Annotated in this window: 24 protein-coding genes; 23 read left to right on the plus strand and 1 reads right to left on the minus strand. The window is 41.9% G+C overall.

The genetic code is table 11. The annotated features are described in order from the left end of the window. Positions 1–173: 173 nt before the first annotated feature. From aroC to ACXAFV_RS09530, 16 genes are all read left to right on the plus strand, one after another. Positions 174–1346, plus strand: coding sequence for a chorismate synthase (aroC, locus tag ACXAFV_RS09455; protein WP_475125979.1), 1173 nt, complete (start codon positions 174–176; stop codon positions 1344–1346). Further along, positions 1347–2447, plus strand: coding sequence for a 3-dehydroquinate synthase (gene aroB / locus ACXAFV_RS09460; RefSeq protein WP_475125980.1), 1101 nt, complete (start codon positions 1347–1349; stop codon positions 2445–2447). A 111-nt stretch (positions 2448–2558) separates the two neighbouring features. Further along, positions 2559–2930: a chorismate mutase gene (gene aroH, locus ACXAFV_RS09465; RefSeq protein WP_475125982.1), complete on the plus strand. Its 372-nt coding sequence runs from the start codon at positions 2559–2561 to the stop codon at positions 2928–2930. 50 nt (positions 2931–2980) lie between these two features. Then, positions 2981–4084, plus strand: coding sequence for a histidinol-phosphate transaminase (gene hisC, locus ACXAFV_RS09470; protein ID WP_475125984.1), 1104 nt, complete (start codon positions 2981–2983; stop codon positions 4082–4084). Between the two features lie 203 nt (positions 4085–4287). Then, the gene (locus ACXAFV_RS09475) at positions 4288–5391 is read left to right on the plus strand and encodes a prephenate dehydrogenase (RefSeq protein WP_475125985.1); all 1104 of its coding nucleotides are present in this window, start codon (positions 4288–4290) and stop codon (positions 5389–5391) included. Between the two features lie 30 nt (positions 5392–5421). After that, complete coding sequence (gene aroA / locus ACXAFV_RS09480; protein ID WP_475125987.1) at positions 5422–6711, plus strand: 3-phosphoshikimate 1-carboxyvinyltransferase; 1290 nt, start codon at positions 5422–5424, stop codon at positions 6709–6711. 107 nt (positions 6712–6818) lie between these two features. Further along, positions 6819–7718, plus strand: coding sequence for a hypothetical protein (locus ACXAFV_RS09485; RefSeq protein WP_475125988.1), 900 nt, complete (start codon positions 6819–6821; stop codon positions 7716–7718). Positions 7719–7787: 69 nt separating this feature from the next. Continuing rightward, positions 7788–9047, plus strand: a complete 1260-nt coding sequence (locus ACXAFV_RS09490; protein ID WP_475125989.1) for a tetratricopeptide repeat protein — start codon at positions 7788–7790, stop codon at positions 9045–9047. Between the two features lie 109 nt (positions 9048–9156). After that, positions 9157–9705, plus strand: a complete 549-nt coding sequence (locus ACXAFV_RS09495; RefSeq protein ID WP_475125990.1) for a ReoY family proteolytic degradation factor — start codon at positions 9157–9159, stop codon at positions 9703–9705. Between the two features lie 144 nt (positions 9706–9849). Further along, positions 9850–10311, plus strand: coding sequence for a YpiF family protein (locus ACXAFV_RS09500; protein WP_475125992.1), 462 nt, complete (start codon positions 9850–9852; stop codon positions 10309–10311). A 140-nt stretch (positions 10312–10451) separates the two neighbouring features. After that, complete coding sequence (locus ACXAFV_RS09505; protein ID WP_341983144.1) at positions 10452–10961, plus strand: QcrA and Rieske domain-containing protein; 510 nt, start codon at positions 10452–10454, stop codon at positions 10959–10961. Positions 10962–10974: 13 nt separating this feature from the next. Then, positions 10975–11649 (plus strand): menaquinol-cytochrome c reductase cytochrome b subunit, encoded by a 675-nt coding sequence (qcrB, locus tag ACXAFV_RS09510; protein ID WP_475125993.1) that lies wholly within the window; start codon positions 10975–10977, stop codon positions 11647–11649. A gap of 47 nt (positions 11650–11696) precedes the next feature. Continuing rightward, the gene (locus tag ACXAFV_RS09515) at positions 11697–12473 is read left to right on the plus strand and encodes a c-type cytochrome (RefSeq protein ID WP_475125995.1); all 777 of its coding nucleotides are present in this window, start codon (positions 11697–11699) and stop codon (positions 12471–12473) included. 238 nt (positions 12474–12711) lie between these two features. Next, the gene (lhaT, locus tag ACXAFV_RS09520; RefSeq protein WP_475126117.1) at positions 12712–13308 is read left to right on the plus strand and encodes a lipoprotein heptaprenylglyceryl N-acetyltransferase LhaT; all 597 of its coding nucleotides are present in this window, start codon (positions 12712–12714) and stop codon (positions 13306–13308) included. A 68-nt stretch (positions 13309–13376) separates the two neighbouring features. Further along, positions 13377–14165: a sporulation protein YpjB gene (gene ypjB / locus ACXAFV_RS09525; RefSeq protein WP_475125996.1), complete on the plus strand. Its 789-nt coding sequence runs from the start codon at positions 13377–13379 to the stop codon at positions 14163–14165. Positions 14166–14227: 62 nt separating this feature from the next. Continuing rightward, positions 14228–14905, plus strand: a complete 678-nt coding sequence (locus tag ACXAFV_RS09530) for a zinc metallopeptidase (RefSeq protein ID WP_475126119.1) — start codon at positions 14228–14230, stop codon at positions 14903–14905. A 125-nt stretch (positions 14906–15030) separates the two neighbouring features. Here ACXAFV_RS09530 and ACXAFV_RS09535 read toward each other — a convergent pair whose 3' ends face one another. Then, positions 15031–15900, minus strand: a complete 870-nt coding sequence (locus ACXAFV_RS09535; RefSeq protein WP_475125997.1) for a YitT family protein — start codon at positions 15898–15900, stop codon at positions 15031–15033. A gap of 153 nt (positions 15901–16053) precedes the next feature. Between ACXAFV_RS09535 and ACXAFV_RS09540 the strand changes: the two genes are divergently transcribed. Genes ACXAFV_RS09540 through ACXAFV_RS09570 form a run of 7 tightly spaced genes read left to right on the plus strand, consistent with a single transcriptional unit; the run spans position 16054 to position 21616 of the window. Further along, positions 16054–16410, plus strand: a complete 357-nt coding sequence (locus ACXAFV_RS09540) for a nucleotide pyrophosphohydrolase (protein WP_475125998.1) — start codon at positions 16054–16056, stop codon at positions 16408–16410. Continuing rightward, positions 16397–17167: a 4-hydroxy-tetrahydrodipicolinate reductase gene (gene dapB, locus ACXAFV_RS09545; protein WP_475125999.1), complete on the plus strand. Its 771-nt coding sequence runs from the start codon at positions 16397–16399 to the stop codon at positions 17165–17167. The genes ACXAFV_RS09540 and dapB overlap by 14 nt, the downstream gene beginning before the upstream one ends. 12 nt (positions 17168–17179) lie before the next feature. After that, positions 17180–17587, plus strand: coding sequence for a methylglyoxal synthase (gene mgsA / locus ACXAFV_RS09550; protein WP_475126000.1), 408 nt, complete (start codon positions 17180–17182; stop codon positions 17585–17587). Between the two features lies 1 nt (position 17588). Beyond that, positions 17589–18293 carry a bacillithiol biosynthesis deacetylase BshB1 gene (bshB1, locus tag ACXAFV_RS09555; RefSeq protein ID WP_475126001.1) on the plus strand — a complete coding sequence of 235 codons (705 nt, stop codon included), beginning with the start codon at positions 17589–17591 and terminating at the stop codon, positions 18291–18293. Between the two features lie 3 nt (positions 18294–18296). After that, entirely contained in the window at positions 18297–19418 is a 1122-nt protein-coding gene (gene bshA / locus ACXAFV_RS09560; protein ID WP_475126002.1) for an N-acetyl-alpha-D-glucosaminyl L-malate synthase BshA, read from the plus strand. A 42-nt stretch (positions 19419–19460) separates the two neighbouring features. Continuing rightward, positions 19461–20660 (plus strand): CCA tRNA nucleotidyltransferase, encoded by a 1200-nt coding sequence (locus tag ACXAFV_RS09565; RefSeq protein WP_475126120.1) that lies wholly within the window; start codon positions 19461–19463, stop codon positions 20658–20660. After that, positions 20636–21616, plus strand: a complete 981-nt coding sequence (locus tag ACXAFV_RS09570) for a biotin--[acetyl-CoA-carboxylase] ligase (protein WP_475126003.1) — start codon at positions 20636–20638, stop codon at positions 21614–21616. The genes ACXAFV_RS09565 and ACXAFV_RS09570 overlap by 25 nt, the downstream gene beginning before the upstream one ends. The last annotated feature ends 231 nt before the right edge of the window (positions 21617–21847 follow it).

Genomic DNA, 21847 nt, shown 5'->3' on the forward strand with positions numbered 1-21847 from the left:
TCATCGTTTTTTTTTATACTTCTCATCTCAATTTATCTGACGGTCAGAAGGGATTTCGTGTTTGAAGAGCCAATGCAATCTTCAAAATTTTTTAAACTTAGTACTAGGAATGAATATAAAACTTATGTTATATTGGTACATAATTCTTTAACGAGTTGAAGGGGGAAAGTGTTATGAGATATTTAACATCAGGTGAGTCTCACGGTCCGCAATTAACGACCATCATCGAAGGCTTGCCGGCTGGAATGCCGTTAGAAGCAGAAGACATCAACGAGGACTTGGCCAGGAGGCAGAAAGGCTATGGACGCGGACGAAGAATGCAGATAGAGAAGGACCGCGTTTCAATCGTCGGAGGAGTAAGACACGGCTATACATTGGGTTCCCCTCTGGGACTGGTAGTCGAGAATAAAGATTGGACACACTGGACGAAAGTGATGGGCATAGAGCCATTATCCCCTGGAGAGGAAGAGGAAGTGAAAAGAAAGATTTCACGTCCTAGACCGGGTCATGCGGATTTGGTTGGCGGTATGAAGTATGGCCACCGCGATCTTCGGAATGTCCTTGAAAGATCCTCAGCAAGAGAAACGACTGTGCGGGTAGCTGCAGGGTCGGTAGCCAAGAAATTGTTAAACCTGCTTGGGATAGAAGTAGTTGGACACGTCCTTGAAATCGGTGGAATTAAAGCGGAAGACGTAAAGTACGATTCGATAGATGATTTAAAAGAAAGAACAGAAGAATCTCCTGTCCGCTGCCTGGACGGGGAAGCGGCAAGCAAAATGATGAATTTAATAGATGAAGCAAAGAAGAACGGCGACTCGATTGGCGGAGTTGTAGAAGTGATCGTGGAAGGAATGCCCGAGGGTGTCGGCAGTTATGTGCATTATGACAGAAAGCTGGATGCCAAACTGGCTCGTGCCATTATGAGCATCAATGCATTTAAAGGTGTTGAATTCGGACTGGGATTTGAAATGGCCAGAAAACCCGGCAGTGAAGTTCATGATGAAATTTTATGGAGTGAGGAAAAAGGCTATTACAGGAGAACTAATAGACTCGGGGGATTCGAAGGCGGGATGACAACAGGCATGCCTATCCATGTCAAAGGTGTAATGAAACCTATACCGACTCTTTATAAGCCTTTGCAAAGTGTAGATATAGATACAAAAGAGCCATTTAAAGCAAGTATTGAACGATCTGACAGCTGTGCGGTTCCAGCGGCAAGTGTAGTGGCAGAAGCGGTAGTGGCATGGGAGCTTGCAGAAGCGATAACAGATCAGTTTCACAGTGATCAGTTTGAAAAACTGCAAAGGGATGTTGAGACTCTTCGAAAAGAAACGAAGGACTATTAAATGGAAAGAGTCAGTGTGAAAACTCCCTCTAAGTCATATGAAGTGCTGCTTGGAAAGGGAATGACTGAAGAAATCATCACGTTTATCTCCTCGGAGTTTCCTAATGTTTCTAATGTCTGGATTATTGCAGATGAAAAAGTCTTTTCTATCCATGGGAAGAGTTTTGTGGATGAAATCAAAAAATATTTCCATGTCACGATCTATAAGGCTCCTTCAGGAGAACAGGCAAAGAGCTTTAATGTTTATCAAGAGGCGATCACACATGGGCTTAGTAACCATGTTGACCGGAAGGCTCTCGTGATTGCTTTTGGCGGCGGTGCAATCGGGGATCTCGCTGGTTTTGTAGCATCAACCTTCATGAGGGGCATTCCTTTCATTGGAGTACCCACCACCATACTTGCCCATGACAGCGCAGTTGGTGGTAAAGTAGCGATCAATCATCCTATGGGGAAAAATATGGTAGGTCAATTTTATCAGCCAGAGGGCGTCTTTTTTGACCTTAAGTATTTTAACAGCCTGCCCGCTGGAGAAGTCCTTTCAGGTTATGCCGAAGTGATCAAACACGCCTTCTTATCAGATGCATCATTCCTGAATGAACTAAAATCAAATTTCACATCGGTGGATGAACTCAAAGAGGACTTTCTTCTTCACTCGTTACTCAAAGGGATCAAAGTCAAAGGGAATATTGTAGGTAAGGACGAGAAAGAAGAGGGGATCAGGGCATTCCTTAATTTTGGACATACGTATGGGCATGCGGTTGAGAGTGCCAGCGGATATGGGAATCGGACACATGGTGAATCGGTTATGATAGGGATGATTTACGCACTATACCTAAGTAAAAAATATTGCGGACTTGACTTCAACATGGAAGAGTTTGTCGATTGGGTGATGTCATTAGGATACGATTTGTCCATCACAGATGACATTACATTCGAACATCTTATGAAAAAGATGAAAAGCGACAAGAAATCAAAAGACCGTATGCCGGTATTCGTGCTGTTAAAAGAGATAGGTGATCCCGTTCTGTTGAAAGTACCTGAAGACGGACTCGCTGAGGCTGATGAATTCATTCGTAAAATTCCCAAGAGGACTGGTGATTGATAAGAATATATACCTTAATGACAGTGATGGCTCATCTGCCGCCTGCGCGTAGCAAAGTTTTGCATGGCGGTGTTTAAAACATCCACAGAAATAAAAAAAGGGAGAGTGAGAATGATGATGAGGGGAATCCGGGGAGCGACTACCGTTGAAATAAATGACGAAAAGGAAATTCTCCTTGCAACTTATGAATTGCTGGACCAAATGATTCAACGTAATCAGGTTGATCCGGATAGAGTGGCGTCAGTCTTCATATCGACTACTCCGGATATTACGGAAGCATTTCCGGCCAAAGCATTGAGGGAATTTAAAGACTGGAAGTTTGTTCCTGTCATGTGTATGCAGGAACTTGATGTTCCCGGAGGGCTGGAACGATGTATTAGAGTGATGATCCACTATAATACATCTGCCAATCAAGAAGATATCCAGCATATTTATTTAAAAAATGCAGTGTCATTAAGACCGGATTTGACCAATGAGGAATAAGTATATTTAAAATAGTTTGCTGACACATGGTTTGAAAGGAAGTTTTGTATATGCAATGGAAAACACAATTACACAATCTAAAAGCATATCAACCTGGAAAGACAATGGAAGATGTAAAAGAACAATTTAATCTTGATAAAGTAGTGAAGCTTGCTTCAAATGAAAATCCTTTTGGATGTTCTTCCAATGTTCAGTCCTTTATCTCTTCTGCAGCTCTTTCTCATGCCATCTATCCTGATGGTTATGCCAAACAGCTGCGCATGAAAGTTGCCGGCCATTTAAAGGTGATGCCCCAGCAGCTGCTATTTGGAAATGGCTCTGACGAAGTGATTCAAATGATTTCAAGAGCCTTGCTCGATCATACCAAAAGCACGGTAATGGCGGTGCCTACGTTTCCTCAATATAAACATAATGCGATTGTCGAGGGAGCAGAAGTTAGGGAGATCCCTCTTGATGATGAAGGAAAGCATCAGCTTTCCAGCATGCTTGACAGCATAGATGAGACCACTTCAGTTGTGTGGCTGTGCTCTCCCAATAACCCTACAGGGGAATACATCCGTAAAGATGAACTGGTGCACTTTCTAGATCTGGTTCCTTCCCATGTATTGGTCGTGTTGGATGAAGCTTATTATGAATATGTCACGGCGGAAGATTATTATGATTCAATACAATTGCTTGAATCCTATCCGCAACTACTGGTGACAAGGACGTTTTCAAAAGCTTATGGACTAGCCGGATTCAGAGTTGGCTATGGGGTTGGGAACGTTGATGTGATAAGTAAATTGGAACCGATCAGAGAACCTTTCAATAATAATTCTTTAGGTCAGGGGGCTGCAGCTGCGGCGATGGATGATCAAGCATTCATTGAAGACTGCAGAGAGCAGAACCGGGAAGGGCTCAATCAATTTTATGCGTTTTGTGAAAGCAGCGGGCTGAAATATTTGAAATCACAAGCGAACTTTATCCTGATTGATTTTGGAGTAAGCGGCGATGACGTATTCCAATTCCTGATGAGTAAGGGATACATCGTTCGTTCCGGAGAGGCGCTTGGATACCCTGAATCAGTCAGAATAACGGTCGGATCCCCGGAACAAAACGAAGAATTAATCACATTAATGAAAGAGTTTCTTGCTCTTGCCAAACTTGAAAATTGAATGATAAACAGCCGGAAGGTATCACGAAATTGATGAACCTGTCCGGCTTTTTTTCAAAGACTCTAATCTGCAGGGGTGTTTTTGTAAAGATATTGTGGAAGTAAAACAACGAACTTACATTCTGCTTAGAATGACTGATTTTACGTAAACAGCCTCACAAAGAAGAATCCAGGTAAGGTCGCAAATTAAGGGAGAGATACAGAATGGAAGGGAAAGTATTGATTGTTGGGATGGGGCTTATCGGCGGTTCACTCGCTCTTTGTATAAAAGAGGAACATCCTAATGCAACCATCATAGGGTTTGACGTGAACCATCAAGAATTACGGCTGGCAAAAACACTTGGCGTGATCGATGAAATGTGCATGGGACTGGAGCAGGGAGCAGAAGAGGCTGACCTCATCATTATTTCGACTCCGGTTACCCAAACTGAAAAAATACTGGAAATCTTACATAATGCAGATCTGAAATCTGATGTCATCATTACCGATACCGGCAGCACCAAAGAACAAATAATGAAAGCGTCCATACCGTTAAAGGACAAGGGTCTTAAGTTTATAGGCGGTCATCCAATGGCTGGATCTCATAAGAGCGGGGTGACTGCAGCCAAGAAGATCCTATTTGAAAATGCATTTTATATGCTCACCCCCCCGGAAAGCGGTGGAGATCTTGAAATTGAAAAACTTAAAGAGTGGCTCAAAGGAACACGAGCGAAGTTTTTGATCGTCCCTCCAAAAGAACACGATGAGTTAACGGGCATGATCAGTCACTTTCCACATGTAATCGCAGCATCACTTGTCCATCAAGCAAAGGGGTCATCGCAGGAACATCCTTATTTAAGAAGACTTGCAGCTGGAGGATTCCGGGATATTACCAGAATTGCATCTTCCAATCCAGTGATGTGGAAAGATATCACATTGCAAAATAAGAAAGTATTGTTGGATATTATGGTAAAGTGGAAAATAGAGATGGAAGAAGTAATCAGCATGATCAGTGAAAATGATTCAGAAAAAATTTACAGTTACTTCAATGAAGCCAAGAATTTTCGAGATGAGCTTCCCGTCCTGTCTAAAGGAGCCATTCCAGCCTTTTATGATTTATATATTGATGTTCCTGACTATCCTGGTGTCATTTCTGAAGTGACGGCATATTTAGCAGAAGAACGGATCAGCTTGACCAATATCCGTATCCTTGAAACACGGGAAGACCTGTATGGGGTTTTAGTCATAAGTTTTCAAACGATGGAAGACCGCGAACAAGCTGCAGCTTGTCTTAAAGAAAAAACGACCTATGATCTGTTCTTAGAATAGGAATAGGAATCCTGAACAAGGAGGAGAACAATGGATAACAAATTAAAATTATCAAAATCAGCAAAAGGGTTGAAAGGCGAACTTCAAGTTCCCGGAGACAAATCCATCTCTCATCGCGCAGTCATGTTCGGCTCTATTGCTGAAGGGAGAACGACGATCCATAACTTCCTAATGGGAGAAGACTGTTTAAGCACCATTTCCTGTTTTCGTAAATTAGGAGTGAATATTGACATACATTCGGATGAAGTGACAGTGGACGGAAAGGGGTGGGACTCTTTAACCGAACCATCTGAAGTATTGGATACTGGAAATTCAGGAACCACCACAAGGCTGATGATGGGATTATTATCAGGAAGGCCGATTCATTCTGTCATCGTTGGTGATGAATCCATTGCTAAACGTCCCATGAAAAGAGTGACCGATCCTTTAAGGCTTTTTGGAACGGCGATTGATGGGCGTGATGAAGGGAATTTTACACCCCTGTCCATTCGCGGAGGGAACTTAAAAGCGATTCGATATGAACTGCCTGTTGCAAGCGCACAAGTGAAATCATCCATCTTGTTAGCGGGACTGCAGGCAGATGGTGTGACAGAAGTCATTGAACCTCAGAGAACAAGGGACCATACTGAGAAGATGATCCTTGAGTTTGGAGGGGAAATCGAGAGGGTGGATGATACCATCAAAGTTCGTGGCGGACAAGTACTCAGGGGGGCCGACGTGTATGTGCCCGGTGATATTTCAAGTGCCGCATTCTTCATGACAGCGGCAGCAATTGTTCCCGAGAGCAGCATTACGTTGAAAAACGTAGGATTGAATGAGACAAGAACCGGCATCGTCGAAGTTATGAGAAGGATGGGTGCTAGAATGGAAATTACAGAAATGCCTGGTTCTGGAGAAAGAATCGGTGACATCATGGTTGAAACGTCTGAACTTCAAGGGATCGAGATAGGCGGGGATTTGATCCCAACTCTTATCGATGAAATCCCGGTCATTGCATTGCTGGCTACACAAGCTGAAGGAACCACCATCATAAAAGATGCAGAAGAATTAAAAGTAAAAGAAACAAATAGGATCGATGCCGTCGTGCAGGAACTGAAGAAGCTGGGGGCAGACATAGAAGCGACAGCCGACGGAATGATTATCAATGGGAAAAAATCCCTTCAAGGGGCACAGGTTCATTCCTGGGGAGACCACCGGATCGGAATGACCCTTGCTGTAGCCTCCTTAATAACAGAGTCGCCAGTCTTTTTGGAGAATGCAGATGCCATTAAAATTTCTTATCCGAATTTCTTTGAAGACCTTAGCAGGTTAGTGGTATAATTTCTGTATTTTTTACGGAAGAAGACAAGCTCTTCTTCCGTAAAATTATGTTTAAGTCATTTCCCGTCACCTTTCTTCATAGCTTGTCTATAAAGGAAGGTGAAGAGATGAGTAAATATATCATTGAAAATGCAGACTATGCCAGTCATGACACGATCCACCGTATATCTTTGCTGGTGGAGGATAATCGGATAGCGGCTATTCGGGAACGTTTTTCCTATTATAAACACATAAGATTAAATGTCTCTCCTTTCATCATGACACCGTCTCACGTCATGTGTGACATTGCCCTCCCAGTCAATCATGATTTTCCCTCATTTAAGACCTACTTTTTGGACCATTTTATTGCAAAAGGGTGTTCAACCATTCTGACTTCCTTTAGGATTGCGTACGAATTTGAATTTATGGAAAAGCTGAAGGAGCGAAGAACTTCCCTCCTGAGCAGCCCCCTTGATTACACAATAGGTTTGACTGCTCCTGCGCATTTGATAACACCAGATGTCATACGCCAGTGTAAGCGGAATAAAGTGCCGGTCGTATGGATCATACTGGATGACATGAGCGCATTTACATCTGTGAAATGGGGCTGGATAAAAGGTCTGTTATATGATTATCGTATTACTTTTGTCCCCTTTTTTACGACAAAACTGGACAAAAAGGAAAAAATAAAGCATCTTAAGATTTGGCAAAAAACGATGAAATCCGAGAATATCCCTCATTTTTCTGATGAAATCCAGCAAAAAGTTCCATTACCAATTGATCAATTGAAAAAAATTGGCATGTATCCACATAGAGGAAATTTTCTCTCAGGTGGAGAATTAAGTTATAACCTCTATATGAAAAATGATGGACAGACGGTATCGGATGAGAGTTCATTTCATTATGAAAGTCATGTACTAAAATGTACAATGAATAGAGGGAAGTATCACTATTTAAATGATCAAGGCTACTTTTATCCTGGGGCAGGAAAAGAGCTCTGCATACAAACACCTGGTTTTTTTACCTGATCGGCCCTGATAAAAGAAGCGGTTGAATAGTATGATAGAAAAACTAAGCAGTATAGAAAGGAAATAAATATGTCACATGGTGAAAAAATGTTGACTTCTTTAGAAGAAGGTCATTTAGAAGAAGCAAAAAAACATTTTAATGAAACATTGAAGTTTGGCAGCCATGAAGAAAAATTCGGTTTGGCAGAAGAGCTTCACCATCTTGGATTTCTTCAGGAAGCCAGGGAGTTATATGAAAATTTATTGCTGTATTATCCAGGTGAAGGTGAATTGATCATCGAACTCGCTGAGGTGCTGGTGGAAATGGATATGGAGGAAGATGCCATCGAGCAGCTTTCCCATATAGATGAAGATGACATTTCCTTTCCCCGTGCCTTGTTATTAATGGCAGATTTGTATCAAATGCAGGGTCTGTTCGAGGTCAGTGAACAAAAACTCCTGCAGGCAAAGAACCTTCTGCCGGACGAACCTGTCATTCATTTCGGCTTGGGAGAGCTATATTCTGAAACGGGAAGGTTTTTGGAAGCAATCAGATACTATATCCATTTAATAGAGAACGGGACCACTGAAATCGGAGGTACGTATATTCATCAACGGCTGGCTGAAGCCTATAGCGTAGGAGGTTCTTTTGAAGAGGCTTTGACACACTATGAGAAGGCCCTTGAAGAGCACTTGGAAATCAATACGTTGTTCGGTTATGCATTCACTGCGTATCAGGCGGGATTTTATGAAACGGCAATTGAAAAGCTTGTATCGGTAAAAGAACTCGATCCCGATTATCACTCCGTATATTTATTGCTTGCAAAGGCTTATGAGCATGAAGAAGAGCTGGAAGAAAGCCTGAACGTCATTCGTGAAGGGGTTAAACAGGATGAATACAATAAAGAATTGAGCCTGTTTGGAGGGAAGATCTCCTTGAAGCTTGGATTGGATCAAGAAGCCGAAAAATTTCTCAGGAATGCCCTGGCACTCGACCCCGGCTATGTAGAAGCTGCGCTCCTCATTAACAAACTGTTCTTTACACAAGATCGTTTTGATGATGTCCTGGAAATCGCTCAAATGCTGACGGCAGAGGGAGAAGAGGAACCGCAGTTGACCTGGGATCTTGCAAAGGCATACGAAGGGCTTGAACAATATAATCATGCATTAAAACAATACCGGGCTGCATATACTTATTTTAAGAATCACGAAGAGTTCCTGACAGAGTACGGTCAATTCCTGATGGAAGAAGGACTTAGGGGAGATGCGATAGAAGTATATAAACAACTCCTGGATATGGATCCTTCAAATGACGAATGGCAGGATCTGATTGAAAGATTGCAAGACTGAAAACTATGGACAATGTGACGACAGGCCGGTAAAGCTTTAAATGAGTGTTGAAATTGAGCATGAGACTCCGTATATTAATTAAATTGGATTTCGCAGAGGAGGGAAACCCATGACCACCCCTGTTTCTGTCAACGAGAAGAAAGAATTTATTCGCTGGTTTTTAAATCGCTATCAATTGAAAAGAAGAGAATGTGTCTGGATATTAAATTATTTGATGAGCCACGATCAGTTAATGAAGAAAGTCCATTTTGTGGAGGAATCCCAATATTGTCCGAGAGGCTTAGTTATGTCGACTCATTGCGTTGAAGATGTCCCATTCCGTTTCTACAAAGAAAACATCATGACGACAGATGCTGAAAAATCATTTCATGATATTCGATTAAATAAAGATGAAGACATTTATATTCAATTAAACTTCAGTAAAGCCAATTCAAGTTATCAATTCGCAGCGGTGCTGGAGGAGAATCCGTTCATGCCGAAATACCTGTTGATAAATGAAAAGGACCGCATCGTTGCAGAACAGTTCTTAAAAGAAAGTCTTCACTCCTTTCAAAAAAATCGTTTATTAGAAGCGATTGATTGTGCTTTGGATAAAGGTGATAAAGACACTTTCAATACATTAACGAAAGAACTGAATAAACTTGTGAAAAAAGAATGAGGGGTTTCCTCATTCTTTTTTTCTTGTTCGTCATACCTTCCATAATTTTGTACATACTACAGAATAAGTGAATTCTCTTTTATTGGAGGAGTATTAAATGATATGATGGGAGGTGTAAAAAGATAGGAAAAGTGAGGGAACAAAATGAATTGGAATGTTAAAGATATTGAAGTTTTTGAAACCGAGAAAGAATACATAGATACCGCTGTGATACCCCTAATTCCAGTTGATTTCTTAAAGGAAATCAGATCTTCAGCTGCCCAGACCGAATTTAATACGCTGCTGACCTTCCATTTGGAAAGACAATTCAAGGGCCGGATGATCATTACGCCTCCATTCACATATCTGATGGGGACTACTGAAGGAAAGACCGGGGAGCTGCAGGAATGGGAGACCAGGATGAAAGAAAGCGGTGTAAAACATGTTTTCTTCCTTACTTCCGACAGTGGGTGGAAAAAATCAGAGCAAGCTTTACATGATCAACTAATTTGGGTCCCATCCATACCGCTGGAACATTTGGACGAACAATATAAGCATTCGATCATGGAAGATCAGGTAAAACAGCTGCTGAATGTCATTGTACAAAAATGGCAAAAAAATTCATAAAAACTTCACATTGTATCCATCTTTTAGTTTATTGAGTTATTGACCTTGTAATAACTTTAATATATCATAGTTATGTCCTAGTTTTATATTTGTGCGAAATATGTCCGATGGACTTACCTTACGATAGAGGGGGGAAAAGGATGAGCAAGCATCGTGTATCGAGACGTCAATTCCTTAACTATACACTTACGGGTGTAGGCGGTTTCATGGCAGCAGGAATGCTAATGCCAATGGTTCGTTTCGCTGTCGATCCAGTGCTGAAAACTTCAGCAGCGGGAGACTTTATAGCGACGAAGCAAAAAGTGTCAGAAATAACAAATGAGCCTGTTCGTGTCGACTATTCTTATGAACAAAAAGATGCGTGGTACACATCAGAAGTAACTCAAACTGCATGGGTCTATAAGAACAAGGAAGGTAAAATCATTGCTCTTTCACCAGTATGTAAGCATCTTGGATGTACAGTAAACTGGGCCGGAGACAAGAATAACCCAAATATGTTCTATTGCCCTTGTCATGGTGGTCTGTATGAGAAAAGCGGTAAAAATGTACCTGGTACACCACCGACAGCACCGTTGGATACATATCCGACCAAAGAGAAAGACGGTATTTTATACCTTGGACAACCTGAACCAAATAAATATGTTAAGTAAGGGGGCGTAATCTGTGCTGAACAAAATCTATGACTGGGTTGACGAGCGTTTGGACATTACGCCTTTGTGGCGAGATATTGCGGATCACGAAGTACCTGAGCACGTAAACCCGGCGCATCACTTTTCTGCGTTTGTTTACTGTTTCGGCGGCTTGACATTCTTCGTTACCGTAATACAGATTTTATCAGGTATGTTCCTGACAATGTACTATGTACCTGATATTAAAAACGCTTGGGAATCTGTGTATTATCTGCAAAATGAAGTAGCATTCGGGCAAATTGTCCGCGGAATGCATCACTGGGGAGCAAGTTTGGTTATCGTAATGATGTTCTTACATACACTACGTGTATTCTTCCAAGGTGCATACAAAAAACCTCGTGAATTGAACTGGGTTGTAGGAGTACTTATTTTCTTCGTTATGTTAGGGCTTGGATTCACCGGTTACCTTTTACCGTGGGATATGAAAGCGCTATTCGCGACGAAGGTTGGGATTGAAATCGCAGCAGCTACACCATTCATTGGTGAGCAGGTGAAGATCTTATTAGCAGGGGATTCATCCATTGTCGGTGCGCAGACACTTACACGTTTCTTCGCTATCCACGTATTCTTCCTGCCTGCAGCTTTACTTGGATTGATGGGAGCTCACTTCCTCATGATCCGTAAGCAAGGTATTTCAGGACCGCTATAAGATACGATTCAACATTAATAAACCTAAATTAGAAGGAGGGGGACACTATGCATCGAGGAAAAGGGATGAAGTTTGTAGGAGATTCTCGTGTACCTGCAAGCAGAAAACCGAATATTCCTAAAGACTATTCGGAGTTCCCTGGAAAAACAGAAGCTTTCTGGCCTAACTTCTTGTTAAAAGAATGGCTGGTTGGAGCTGTTTTCCTAATCGGTTATCTATGTTTAACGATCGCTCACCCATCACCTTTGGAACGTGTTGCCGATCCGACAGATACCGGATATATTCCATTGCCAGACTGGTATTTCTTATTTTTATACCAATTACTTAAATACACATATGCATCTGGACCTTATAACGTTATTGGAGCATTCATCATTCCAGGAATTGCTTTTGGTGCGCTGCTTCTTGCACCATTCATTGACAGAGGGCCTGAGCGCCGTCCTACCAAGCGTCCATTTGCAACAGGATTTATGCTTTTGGCTCTTGCAGCTACGTACTTCTTAACTTGGGAATCTGTTGCCCACCACGATTGGGAAGCAGCGAAAGAACAAGGTAAGATCGTCGCGGAAGCGGAAATCGACAAAGAAGCTGAGGGCTACAAAATCTATGCTGATGAGAAAAACAGCTGCATCACATGTCACGGTGAAAACATGACAGGCGGAGCTGCTGCACCTTCTCTAGTAGGTACAGGATTAAGCCCTGAAGAAATAAAAGATATCGCTAAGAATGGTAAGCCTCCTGGCATGCCGGCAGGATTATTCAAAGGCACGGATGAAGAGCTGGATAAACTGGCTGAATTCATTTCCGGCTTAAAAGCAGAATAGTAAGAAAAAAGAGCCAGCATTCGTTGGCTCTTTTTTTCTACAAAGCTCTTTTCGTATACATAATTGAGGAATCTTAGTATTTTCGATGTGAATGTGCGTATCTCTGTTGAGCGTCTGTTCGAAAAGATCACGTGCACCCGCCCTATTTAGACAAGGGGAACAGGTACGAAAAAACAATGATTTTTTGAAAAGAGCCGTCTACAATGATACTCATTTCAAGAAAGGGGCAAGAAATATGATTTCTTGGCTTTACTCCATATTGATGAATAAAACATTTCTATGGATGCTGCTCATCATAAATCTACTTGGGACAATTTACGGTTATGTATGGTACCTGCCTCAACTGAGGACTACTCCGGGGCAATTTATGATCTTCGTACCTGACAGCCCCACGGCAAGCCTCTTTTTCTGTTTTGTCCTGGCAGCATTCATATTGAAGAAAAATTGGCCGCTCTTTGAAGTGCTTGCAATCATCACTTTATTTAAGTACGGCGTCTGGGCGGTCGTCATGAACTTACTTACACTTTGGGTAAGCGGCGAACTGCCTTGGGAAGGATATATGTTAATGGTTTCACATGGTGCAATGGCAGTACAGGGCATACTATATTCATCATTTTATCGGGTGAAATTATGGCATTTAGCTGTCGGTGCTCTATGGACTCTGCATAATGATATTATTGACTATGTTTATATGCAATTCCCTGTATATTCCAAGCTGTTTCTTTACATACAGAATATAGGGTATTTCACTTTCTGGCTAAGTATTGCATCGATTGCACTTGCATATTACTTCACACAAAAAACGCCGCGCTCCTCAATGCATCCCAACTTTTAGTCAGTTTTTTTGGTCTACTCTTGTCCACCCTTTCATACACTTTATTAGTAGTTTTAGGGGGGACAAGTATGAAATTCTTGAAAGCAGTGTTTATCGTATTCTTTTTATTTACATTACCGCAACTAACTCTAGCAGATCACGCTCCGTCTCCAGTGAATGAACTTGATGATATCGCAGATCAAGCACTCCAATTGACCAAAGCTGGAAAATTCGAAGAGGCAAAACATCTATTGAATTACTTTTCCGAAGAGTTTACCGCACAAAGCATGCACCAATCGTTTTCAATGGACGAATTAAGAATCCTGACGATATCACATAATTTGGCATTAGAAACCATTAACCAGGCGGGTGCCGGCATTGAGCAAAAAGTAAATGCTGTTACAAGGTTCCGGTTAGTTATGGATGCATTATCAAGTCATTACCAGCCCCTGTGGGTTGAAATGGAAGATCCCCTCATGGAAGCTTTTAAAGGGGTTAAAACGGCAGCTGAGAGTGGAAACATTGAACGGTACCATACAGAGCTGAATATGTTTTTAGCTAAATATAACATCATACAACCCAGCATCAAACTGGATGTTCCCGTAGACCAGGCTCAATCACTGGACGCAAGGATCACGTATCTCGATCACTATCGTCAGCAGGTGTTGGAAAGCACTGATGCAATGGCAGAATTAACAACCCTTCAAACGGATCTTGAACACCTTTTTGAAAATAAAAAGGAAGATGAAGCAGATCCTTCTCTATGGTGGGTGATTATTTCAACCGGGAGCATCATTGTTTCTACATTATCTTATGTAGGTTGGAGAAAATATAAGGGTCAGGGAGAAGCACGTGCATCTGAGCGGCAAAAAAATTGACAGAATCTTTATAGCAATATAAAATTTAAGTATCTGAACAGCTGGAGGTTATTTTGACAATGATGAGTTTTCTACTATACTTTTTGCTCATTGCCCTAATTCCGATCTGGGCGCAAATGCGTGTGAAAAGTACGTTTAAAAAATACTCGAGAGTGGCTACAACATCGGGTATGACCGGCAGGGAAATGGCCAGAAAGATACTGGATGAGAATGGTCTGTTTGATGTGAAGGTAGTTGAGGGAAGAGGTTTTCTAAGTGATCACTACAATCCGATTTCAAAAACAGTAGCATTATCACCGGATAATTATCATGGCCATTCAGTTGCGGGTGCAGCAGTGGCAGCCCATGAGGTAGGTCACGCTATTCAAGACGCTGAAAGCTATGCTTTCCTTCGATTCCGACATGCTTTGGTGCCGGTTGCAAATATCGGTTCGAATATGTCGTGGATTTTCCTGCTGATTGGTATGTTCACACAAATGACAGGGATGTTCCTTCTGGGTATCATCCTCATGGCGGCAGGTGTGGTCTTCCAGTTGATCACTCTTCCTGTTGAATTCAATGCATCCTCCCGTGCGATGAATCAAATCGTATCACTGGGATTGATCCGGAATGAAGAAGAGCGTCATGCAAAGAAAGTACTGAATGCAGCAGCGATGACATATGTGGCAGCAGCAGCTGTTGCGGTAATCGAACTGTTAAGACTTGTACTGATCTTTACAGGGATGCAGGGTGAAGATTGATCATAAAACAACTGTTAAAGCCAGGCTTGATGGCCTGGCTTATATGTTGAAAAAAAAACCTCAAAGGCAGAAGCCGATGAGGTTTTTTTTATATCTTTTTTATTATCAACTAAATGTACAAAGCACTAGTCATGAAGTGGATTTTTGTCCGCATCCAATGTGAATCCTTCCCCAAGCACATCATGAACGACCGTTACAGAGACAAAGGCATGGGGGTCCACTGACGTAATGATATTTTTCAGGCGGACAATTTCATTTTTGCCAACCACACAATACAGTACTTCCCGGTCCTGTTTTGTAAAAGAGCCGTGACCTCTTAAAACGGTAACTCCCCGGTCCATTTTTTCGTTGATCACTCCAGCGATTTCTTCATGATGATCAGAGATAATCATTGCCCCACGTGCAGAATAGGCACCCTCCTGCATGAAATCTATGACTTTTGCAGCGACAAATACAGCAACTAATGTGTACATAGCTTCTCTGTATTCCAGGTATGTAATAAGTGATGCGATGATGACCACGGCATCAAACATAAACATGGTCTTCCCCATGCTCCAGCCTATGTACTTATGAACCAATCTGGCGATAATATCAACACCGCCAGTCGTGCCTCCATATCTGAAAATGATTCCTAAACCGATTCCGATGAATACACCTGCAAATAGTGCTACTAGAAATAAGTCATCTTCAAGGTGGATTTCCATTTGATAGCGTTGGAAAATCCAAAGGAAAACAGATAAACTTACAGTTCCGATAACCGTGTAATAAAAAGCTTTCTTTCCAAGCAGCTTCCATCCTATAAAAAACAGAGGAATGTTCAAAGCAAGGTTAGAATAGGAAGGATCGATATTCAATAGGAAATAAAGAATTAAAGTAATACCAGTAAACCCGCCTTCAGCAAGCTCATTCTGCATATTGAAGTGAACAAGTCCGAAAGCGAAGATGGCTGAACCTAATAGAATAAAAAAGATATTTTTCAAACGTAATTCAAGCATTGGTGGTGTCCCTCCTTTGTTGGGTGATGTCTCATTGACAGAGACATTATATAGGAAGAGTTTTAAAGTGGCAATCCTATGAACGTAATATTTGTAAATATGATAAGATTTAGCTAACATGATAAAAGATGATGAAGGAGTGTGTCTTTCAATATGACGAACGAAAAATCGATGAATCAATTGCAGTCTGAAGTTGATCAATACATAAGTCAATTTAAAGAAGGCTATTTCAGCCCGCTTGCGATGATGGCCAGATTAACTGAAGAGTTGGGAGAACTGGCACGAGAAATTAACCATTATTATGGTGAAAAGCCCAAGAAACATACAGAAAAAGAAAAAACGGTTGAAGAAGAACTTGGCGATGTCTTATTTGTTCTCATCTGTCTTGCCAATTCTTTGGATATCAGCCTAGAGGAAGCTCATAATCGGGTGATGCATAAATTTAATACACGTGATAAAAATCGTTGGACAAGAAAAGAAGAAGGCGGTGAAGGGCTTGGAACAAATTAAGGTGACCATTGCAGGACCAAGGGGAAGAATGGGGAAAGAAGCAGTTGAACTGGTTCAAAATACCCCGAATTTCACGTTGTTAAGTGTGATTGACCATAAAGGGAACACAAATCTTGACGTTCCTGTTTATAAAGAAATAGCAGAATGCTTCAGGGCAGAAACACCACATGTACTGATCGATCTTACCACACCGGAAGTCGGTTATCTGCATACGAAGACAGCACTGGAATACGGTGTCAGACCCGTAGTGGGAACCACAGGCTTTACGGCAGAGGAACTGAATGAACTCAAGGAGCTCGCGGAATCAAAGAAGCTGGGCTGTATCATTGCTCCAAACTTTGCCATTGGGGCGGTATTGATGATGAAGTTTTCGCAGATGGCTGCAAAATACTTTGATGATATTGAAATCATTGAACTGCACCATGATCAAAAGCTTGATGCGCCATCAGGAACAGCAGTAAAGACAGCTGAAATGATCAAAGAAGTAAGGGAAGCGAAAACACAAGGGCATCCGAATGAAAAGGAAACCCTTTCGGGGGCAAGGGGAGCCAATATTGACGGTATGCATATCCATAGTGTCAGACTGCCCGGTTTGATCGCCCATCAACAAGTCATGTTCGGTGCGGAAGGCCAGACTTTGACCGTGCGTCATGATTCATATAACAGAGCAAGCTTCATGTCCGGAGTAAAGGTATCTGTCGAGACTGTCATGACACTGGATACTTTGGTGTATGGATTGGAAAATATTTTGGATTAGAGGGTGAAGCTAATGAATATTGCTTTGATTGCTCATGATAAAAAAAAGGATGACTTAATCCGCTTCGTTTTGGCGTATAAACCGGTTATTGAAAAACACTCTCTATTTGCTACAGGTACAACCGGTAAGAGAATTTCTGAAGAAACCGGATTATCAGTCCATCGTTTCCGCTCAGGTCCATTAGGCGGAGATCAGGAAATCGGATCTTATATAGCAAATGACAAAATGGATCTTGTCCTGTTTTTCAGGGACCCGTTAACAGCACAGCCGCACGAGCCTGATGTATCAGCCCTGATAAGACTATGTGACGTATATTCTGTCCCTTTAGCGACGAACATGGGAACAGCAGAAGTATTGGTGAAAGGGTTGGAAAGAGGAGATATTGAGTGGAGAGGCGTCAAAAAAGAAGGGGAGGATTAAAGTGGCAGAAGAGCAAGTAGATATCCTTGCCTTTGGTGCGCATGCCGACGATGTGGAAATCGGTATGGGTGGAACACTGGCTAAATATGCAGAAGCCGGAAAGAAGATTGTAATATGCGACTTGACCCAGGCAGAACTTTCATCGAACGGCTCTGTATCAATAAGGAAAAGTGAAGCAATGGATGCGGCCAGGCATCTGGGAGTTATGGAAAGAGTGACACTTGATATTCCTGACCGGGGTGTTTACCTAACAGAAGAAAATATCATTAAAGTGGTGGAGGTCATCAGGAAGTTCAGGCCGAAAGCAGTATTTGCGCCTTTTGAACAAGACCGTCATCCTGATCACGGAAATGCATCACGATTAGTGAAAGAGGCTTATTTTTCTTCGGGAATAAGAAAATTCAATCCTTCATCACCCTTCCATAAACCTGCAAATCTTTATTTTTATATCATTAACGGTTTTCATAGGCCACATTTTGTAGTAAATATAGAAAATCATTTGGAAGCGAAGCTGCATAGCTTGCGTGCTTATGAAAGTCAGTTTAAAAAAGGAAAAGATGGTGTATCGACACCTCTGACCGATAATTACATAGAAGCAGTTGAAGCAAGGGAAAGAATGATGGGGAAAGACGCTGGAATACGTTATGCTGAAGGATTCTTCTCCTATAACACGCTCATTCTGCATCAAGACTTGTTAGGAGAATAACATATGAAATTAAGAATAGGAATCACATGCTATCCCACGGTTGGAGGATCTGGTGTAGTAGCCACGGAGCTTGGAAAACTTCTGGCTGAAAAAGGACATGAAATCCATTTCATTACATCCAGCATCCCTTTCAGGATAAACAAAATGTATCATAATATTTATTTTCATCAGGTGGAAGTCAATCAATATTCAGTCTTTCAATATCCTCCATATGATATTGCTCTCGCGAACAAAATGTCTGAAATCATCAATCGCGAGAATCTGGATATCCTGCACGTGCATTATGCAATTCCCCATGCAGTATGTGCGATATTAGGAAAGCAGATGGCGGATAGAGATGTAAAAATCGTGACCACGCTTCATGGTACTGACATAACGGTGCTGGGCTATGATCCTTCCCTGACCGGAGCTATCAGGTTTGGTATTGAAAAATCTGATGTTGTAACAGCTGTCTCGAACGCACTTGCAGATCAGACAAATGAGTTGATCCGCCCTGATAAGGAGATAAAGACAGTTTACAACTTTATCGACGATCGAGTGTACCGTCCTGTTGATTCAAGTGACTTACGAAAAGAATATGGCATTGGCGCAGATGAAAAGGTTGTCATCCATGTCTCTAATTTCCGGGGAGTCAAAAGAGTGAAGGATGTTGTCTCATCTTTCAACCTGATACAAAAAGAAACTCCGGCAAGGCTTCTCCTGGTGGGCGATGGTCCTGAAATGACCGTCGTATGCAGGCAGGTGAAGGATTTAGGCCTGAAGGATCGTGTATTGTTCCTGGGAAAGCAGGATAATCTTGAAGAACTTTACTCGATCAGTGACCTGAAATTACTTCTTTCAGAGAAAGAAAGCTTCGGTTTGGTAGCCCTTGAAGCCATGGCATGCGGAGTACCGGCTATAGGAACCGATATTGGCGGAATACCTGAAGTGATCGATGACGGCTTTAATGGCTATATTTGCAAGGTGGGTGATGTGGAAACTGTTGCATCCAAAGCAATCAATTTGCTGCGCGATGAGAAGCTCCACAGTACCCTCTCAGCGAATGCCCTCGAAACAGCCAGAACGAAATTTCATTCCGAAAAAATTCTCGAGCAATATGAACTCATATACAGAGAATTGATTTAAGTCAGACATATTCGTTTTTTAGAGAGGAGGGTGTTAATAATGATGCCAACGATCTTCCAGGAAGCAATTCCTCTTTTAAAAAGAATTGAACAAGCAGGGTTCGAAGCTTATTTCGTAGGAGGTTCTGTAAGGGATTATCTTCTCGGAAGAACCATTAATGATGTGGATATAGCAACTTCAGCTTTCCCAGATGAAATTAAGAATATTTTCCCCCGCACAGCCGATATCGGAATCGAGCATGGAACCGTTCTGGTTATCGAGAAGAATGGAGAGTATGAAATCACGACCTTCAGGACGGAATCAGGATATGAAGATTACAGGCGCCCTGACAAAGTGGAATTCATACGTTCATTAGAAGGGGATCTCAAGAGGCGGGATTTCACCATGAACAGCCTTGCAATGGATGCAGATGGCAAAATCTATGACCCATTTGAGGGGCAGGAAGATATCAGAAGAAAGATCATCAGAACAGTCGGGAAGCCTGCAGATCGTTTTTCAGAGGATGCATTAAGGATGCTGAGGGGAGTCAGGTTTGTCAGCCAGCTTGGATTTGAGGTTGAAACCGCCACCTTGAAAGCACTGAAATCATACTCCAGTCTCCTGTCCCATATTGCAGTTGAACGAAAAACGATGGAATTCGAGAAAATGATAGGCGGGGTTTACAGGGAAAAGGCTTTACATCTCCTTTTGCAAACGTCATTATATGAACAGCTTCCAGGGATTGCCGGACAGAAAGAAGCGATTCAGGAAATAGCCGGTCTGCCTTTGTTTAACCGATTGAATACTGATCAAATATGGCTGCTATTTCTATCATACATAGAGGGGAGTCCTGCAGATTTCTTGAAATCGTGGAGGCTGCCTTCAAAGGTGATAAAAGAGCGCACCAAAGAAAAGCAGTTTCTCACTACTCGAACAAATGAAGGCTGGACAAAGGAACTGCTTTTCCACGCTGGTTTAGAAAGAGCGTTCAACGTGGAAAAAGTCTATAACTGCATTCATTCGATTTCATCTTCGTCAATTGAAGAATTAAAGGATCAATATCATGATCTGCCCATTAAGACCCGAAAGGAATTAAAGGTAACCGGCAAGGATTTAATGATGTGGACCGGACAGAAAGGCGGGCCTTGGGTGAAAGACACTCTTGAGTGTATCGAAAAGGCCGTTTTATATGGGGAAATAAGTAATGATCATGAAATGATAAGGAGGTGGCTGGAAACATGCAATCGATCAGAAAAAAACTGATACAGGCATTTTCAGAATCAAACGGTGAATTTTTATCAGGTCAGGCACTCGCTGATATTGCAGGCTGTTCCCGAACAGCGATTTGGAAGCACATCGAGGAACTGAGGAAAGAAGGTTTTAAATTGGAGGCTGTCCGCAAAAAAGGCTATCGAATCATTGATACACCTGACATTGTTACTGAAAATAAAGTCCGTCTGGGGTTACACACTTCAACATTGGGACAAGTCATCCATTATGAAGAATCTGTACCAAGCACTCAAAAGATTGCCCACGACTTAGCAGGAAATGGTGCCGTTGAAGGGACCCTTGTCATTGCAGACGAACAGACTGCCGGAAGAGGCAGGCTGATGCGTGAATGGCATTCTTCATCTGGAAGCGGCATTTGGATGAGTTTGATATTGAAACCTTTACTTCCGCCGCAAAAAGCACCACAATTCACTTTGATTACTGCAGTGGCGGTGGTCCAGGCAATCGAGGAAGTCACAGAGCTCCAGCCTCAAATCAAGTGGCCGAATGATATCCTGATAAATGGAAAGAAAGTGACAGGGATTCTGACAGAATTACAGGCTGAATCAGATAAGATCAATTCCATCATCATTGGAATCGGAATGAATGTAAATCATACGATTGATCATTTTCCTGATGAAATCCGGTCCATTGCTACTTCGCTTGCAATCGAACAGGGTAAGAAGCTGTCGAGAGCGAAAGTGGTCCAGACCATATTAGAAAGAATGGAGTCACTCTATTCCCTCTATATGAAAGAAGGGTTCACTCCTATCAAACTTTTGTGGGAAAGCTATGCTGTTTCCATCGGCAAGAAAATTAGGGCACGTACAATCAACGGTACAATTGAAGGTACAGCCTTGGGCATTACAGCTGATGGAGTATTGAAGATAGAAGATCATGCGGGTATCGTACATCAAATCTATTCCGCAGATATCGAAGTGAATATCTAGTGAGTATTACCGAGATGTGAAGTGAAGATAGTTCTTTATTCCATCTCGTTTTTTTTGTGGTATAATTTTGAGTGGGCAGTATCATATGAACTGCACCCCAAAAGCAGCAAAACCTGAATACTATTAATCTGCCTTGATCCACATTGGACTGGGACAGAGGGTCGAAACAATCATACTTAGACACTTGGGATCCTTCTGTCAATTTTCAGGAGGTTTTTTTATTAGGCTCTT

This window comes from Rossellomorea sp. ABR4_012 (assembly GCF_056159545.1).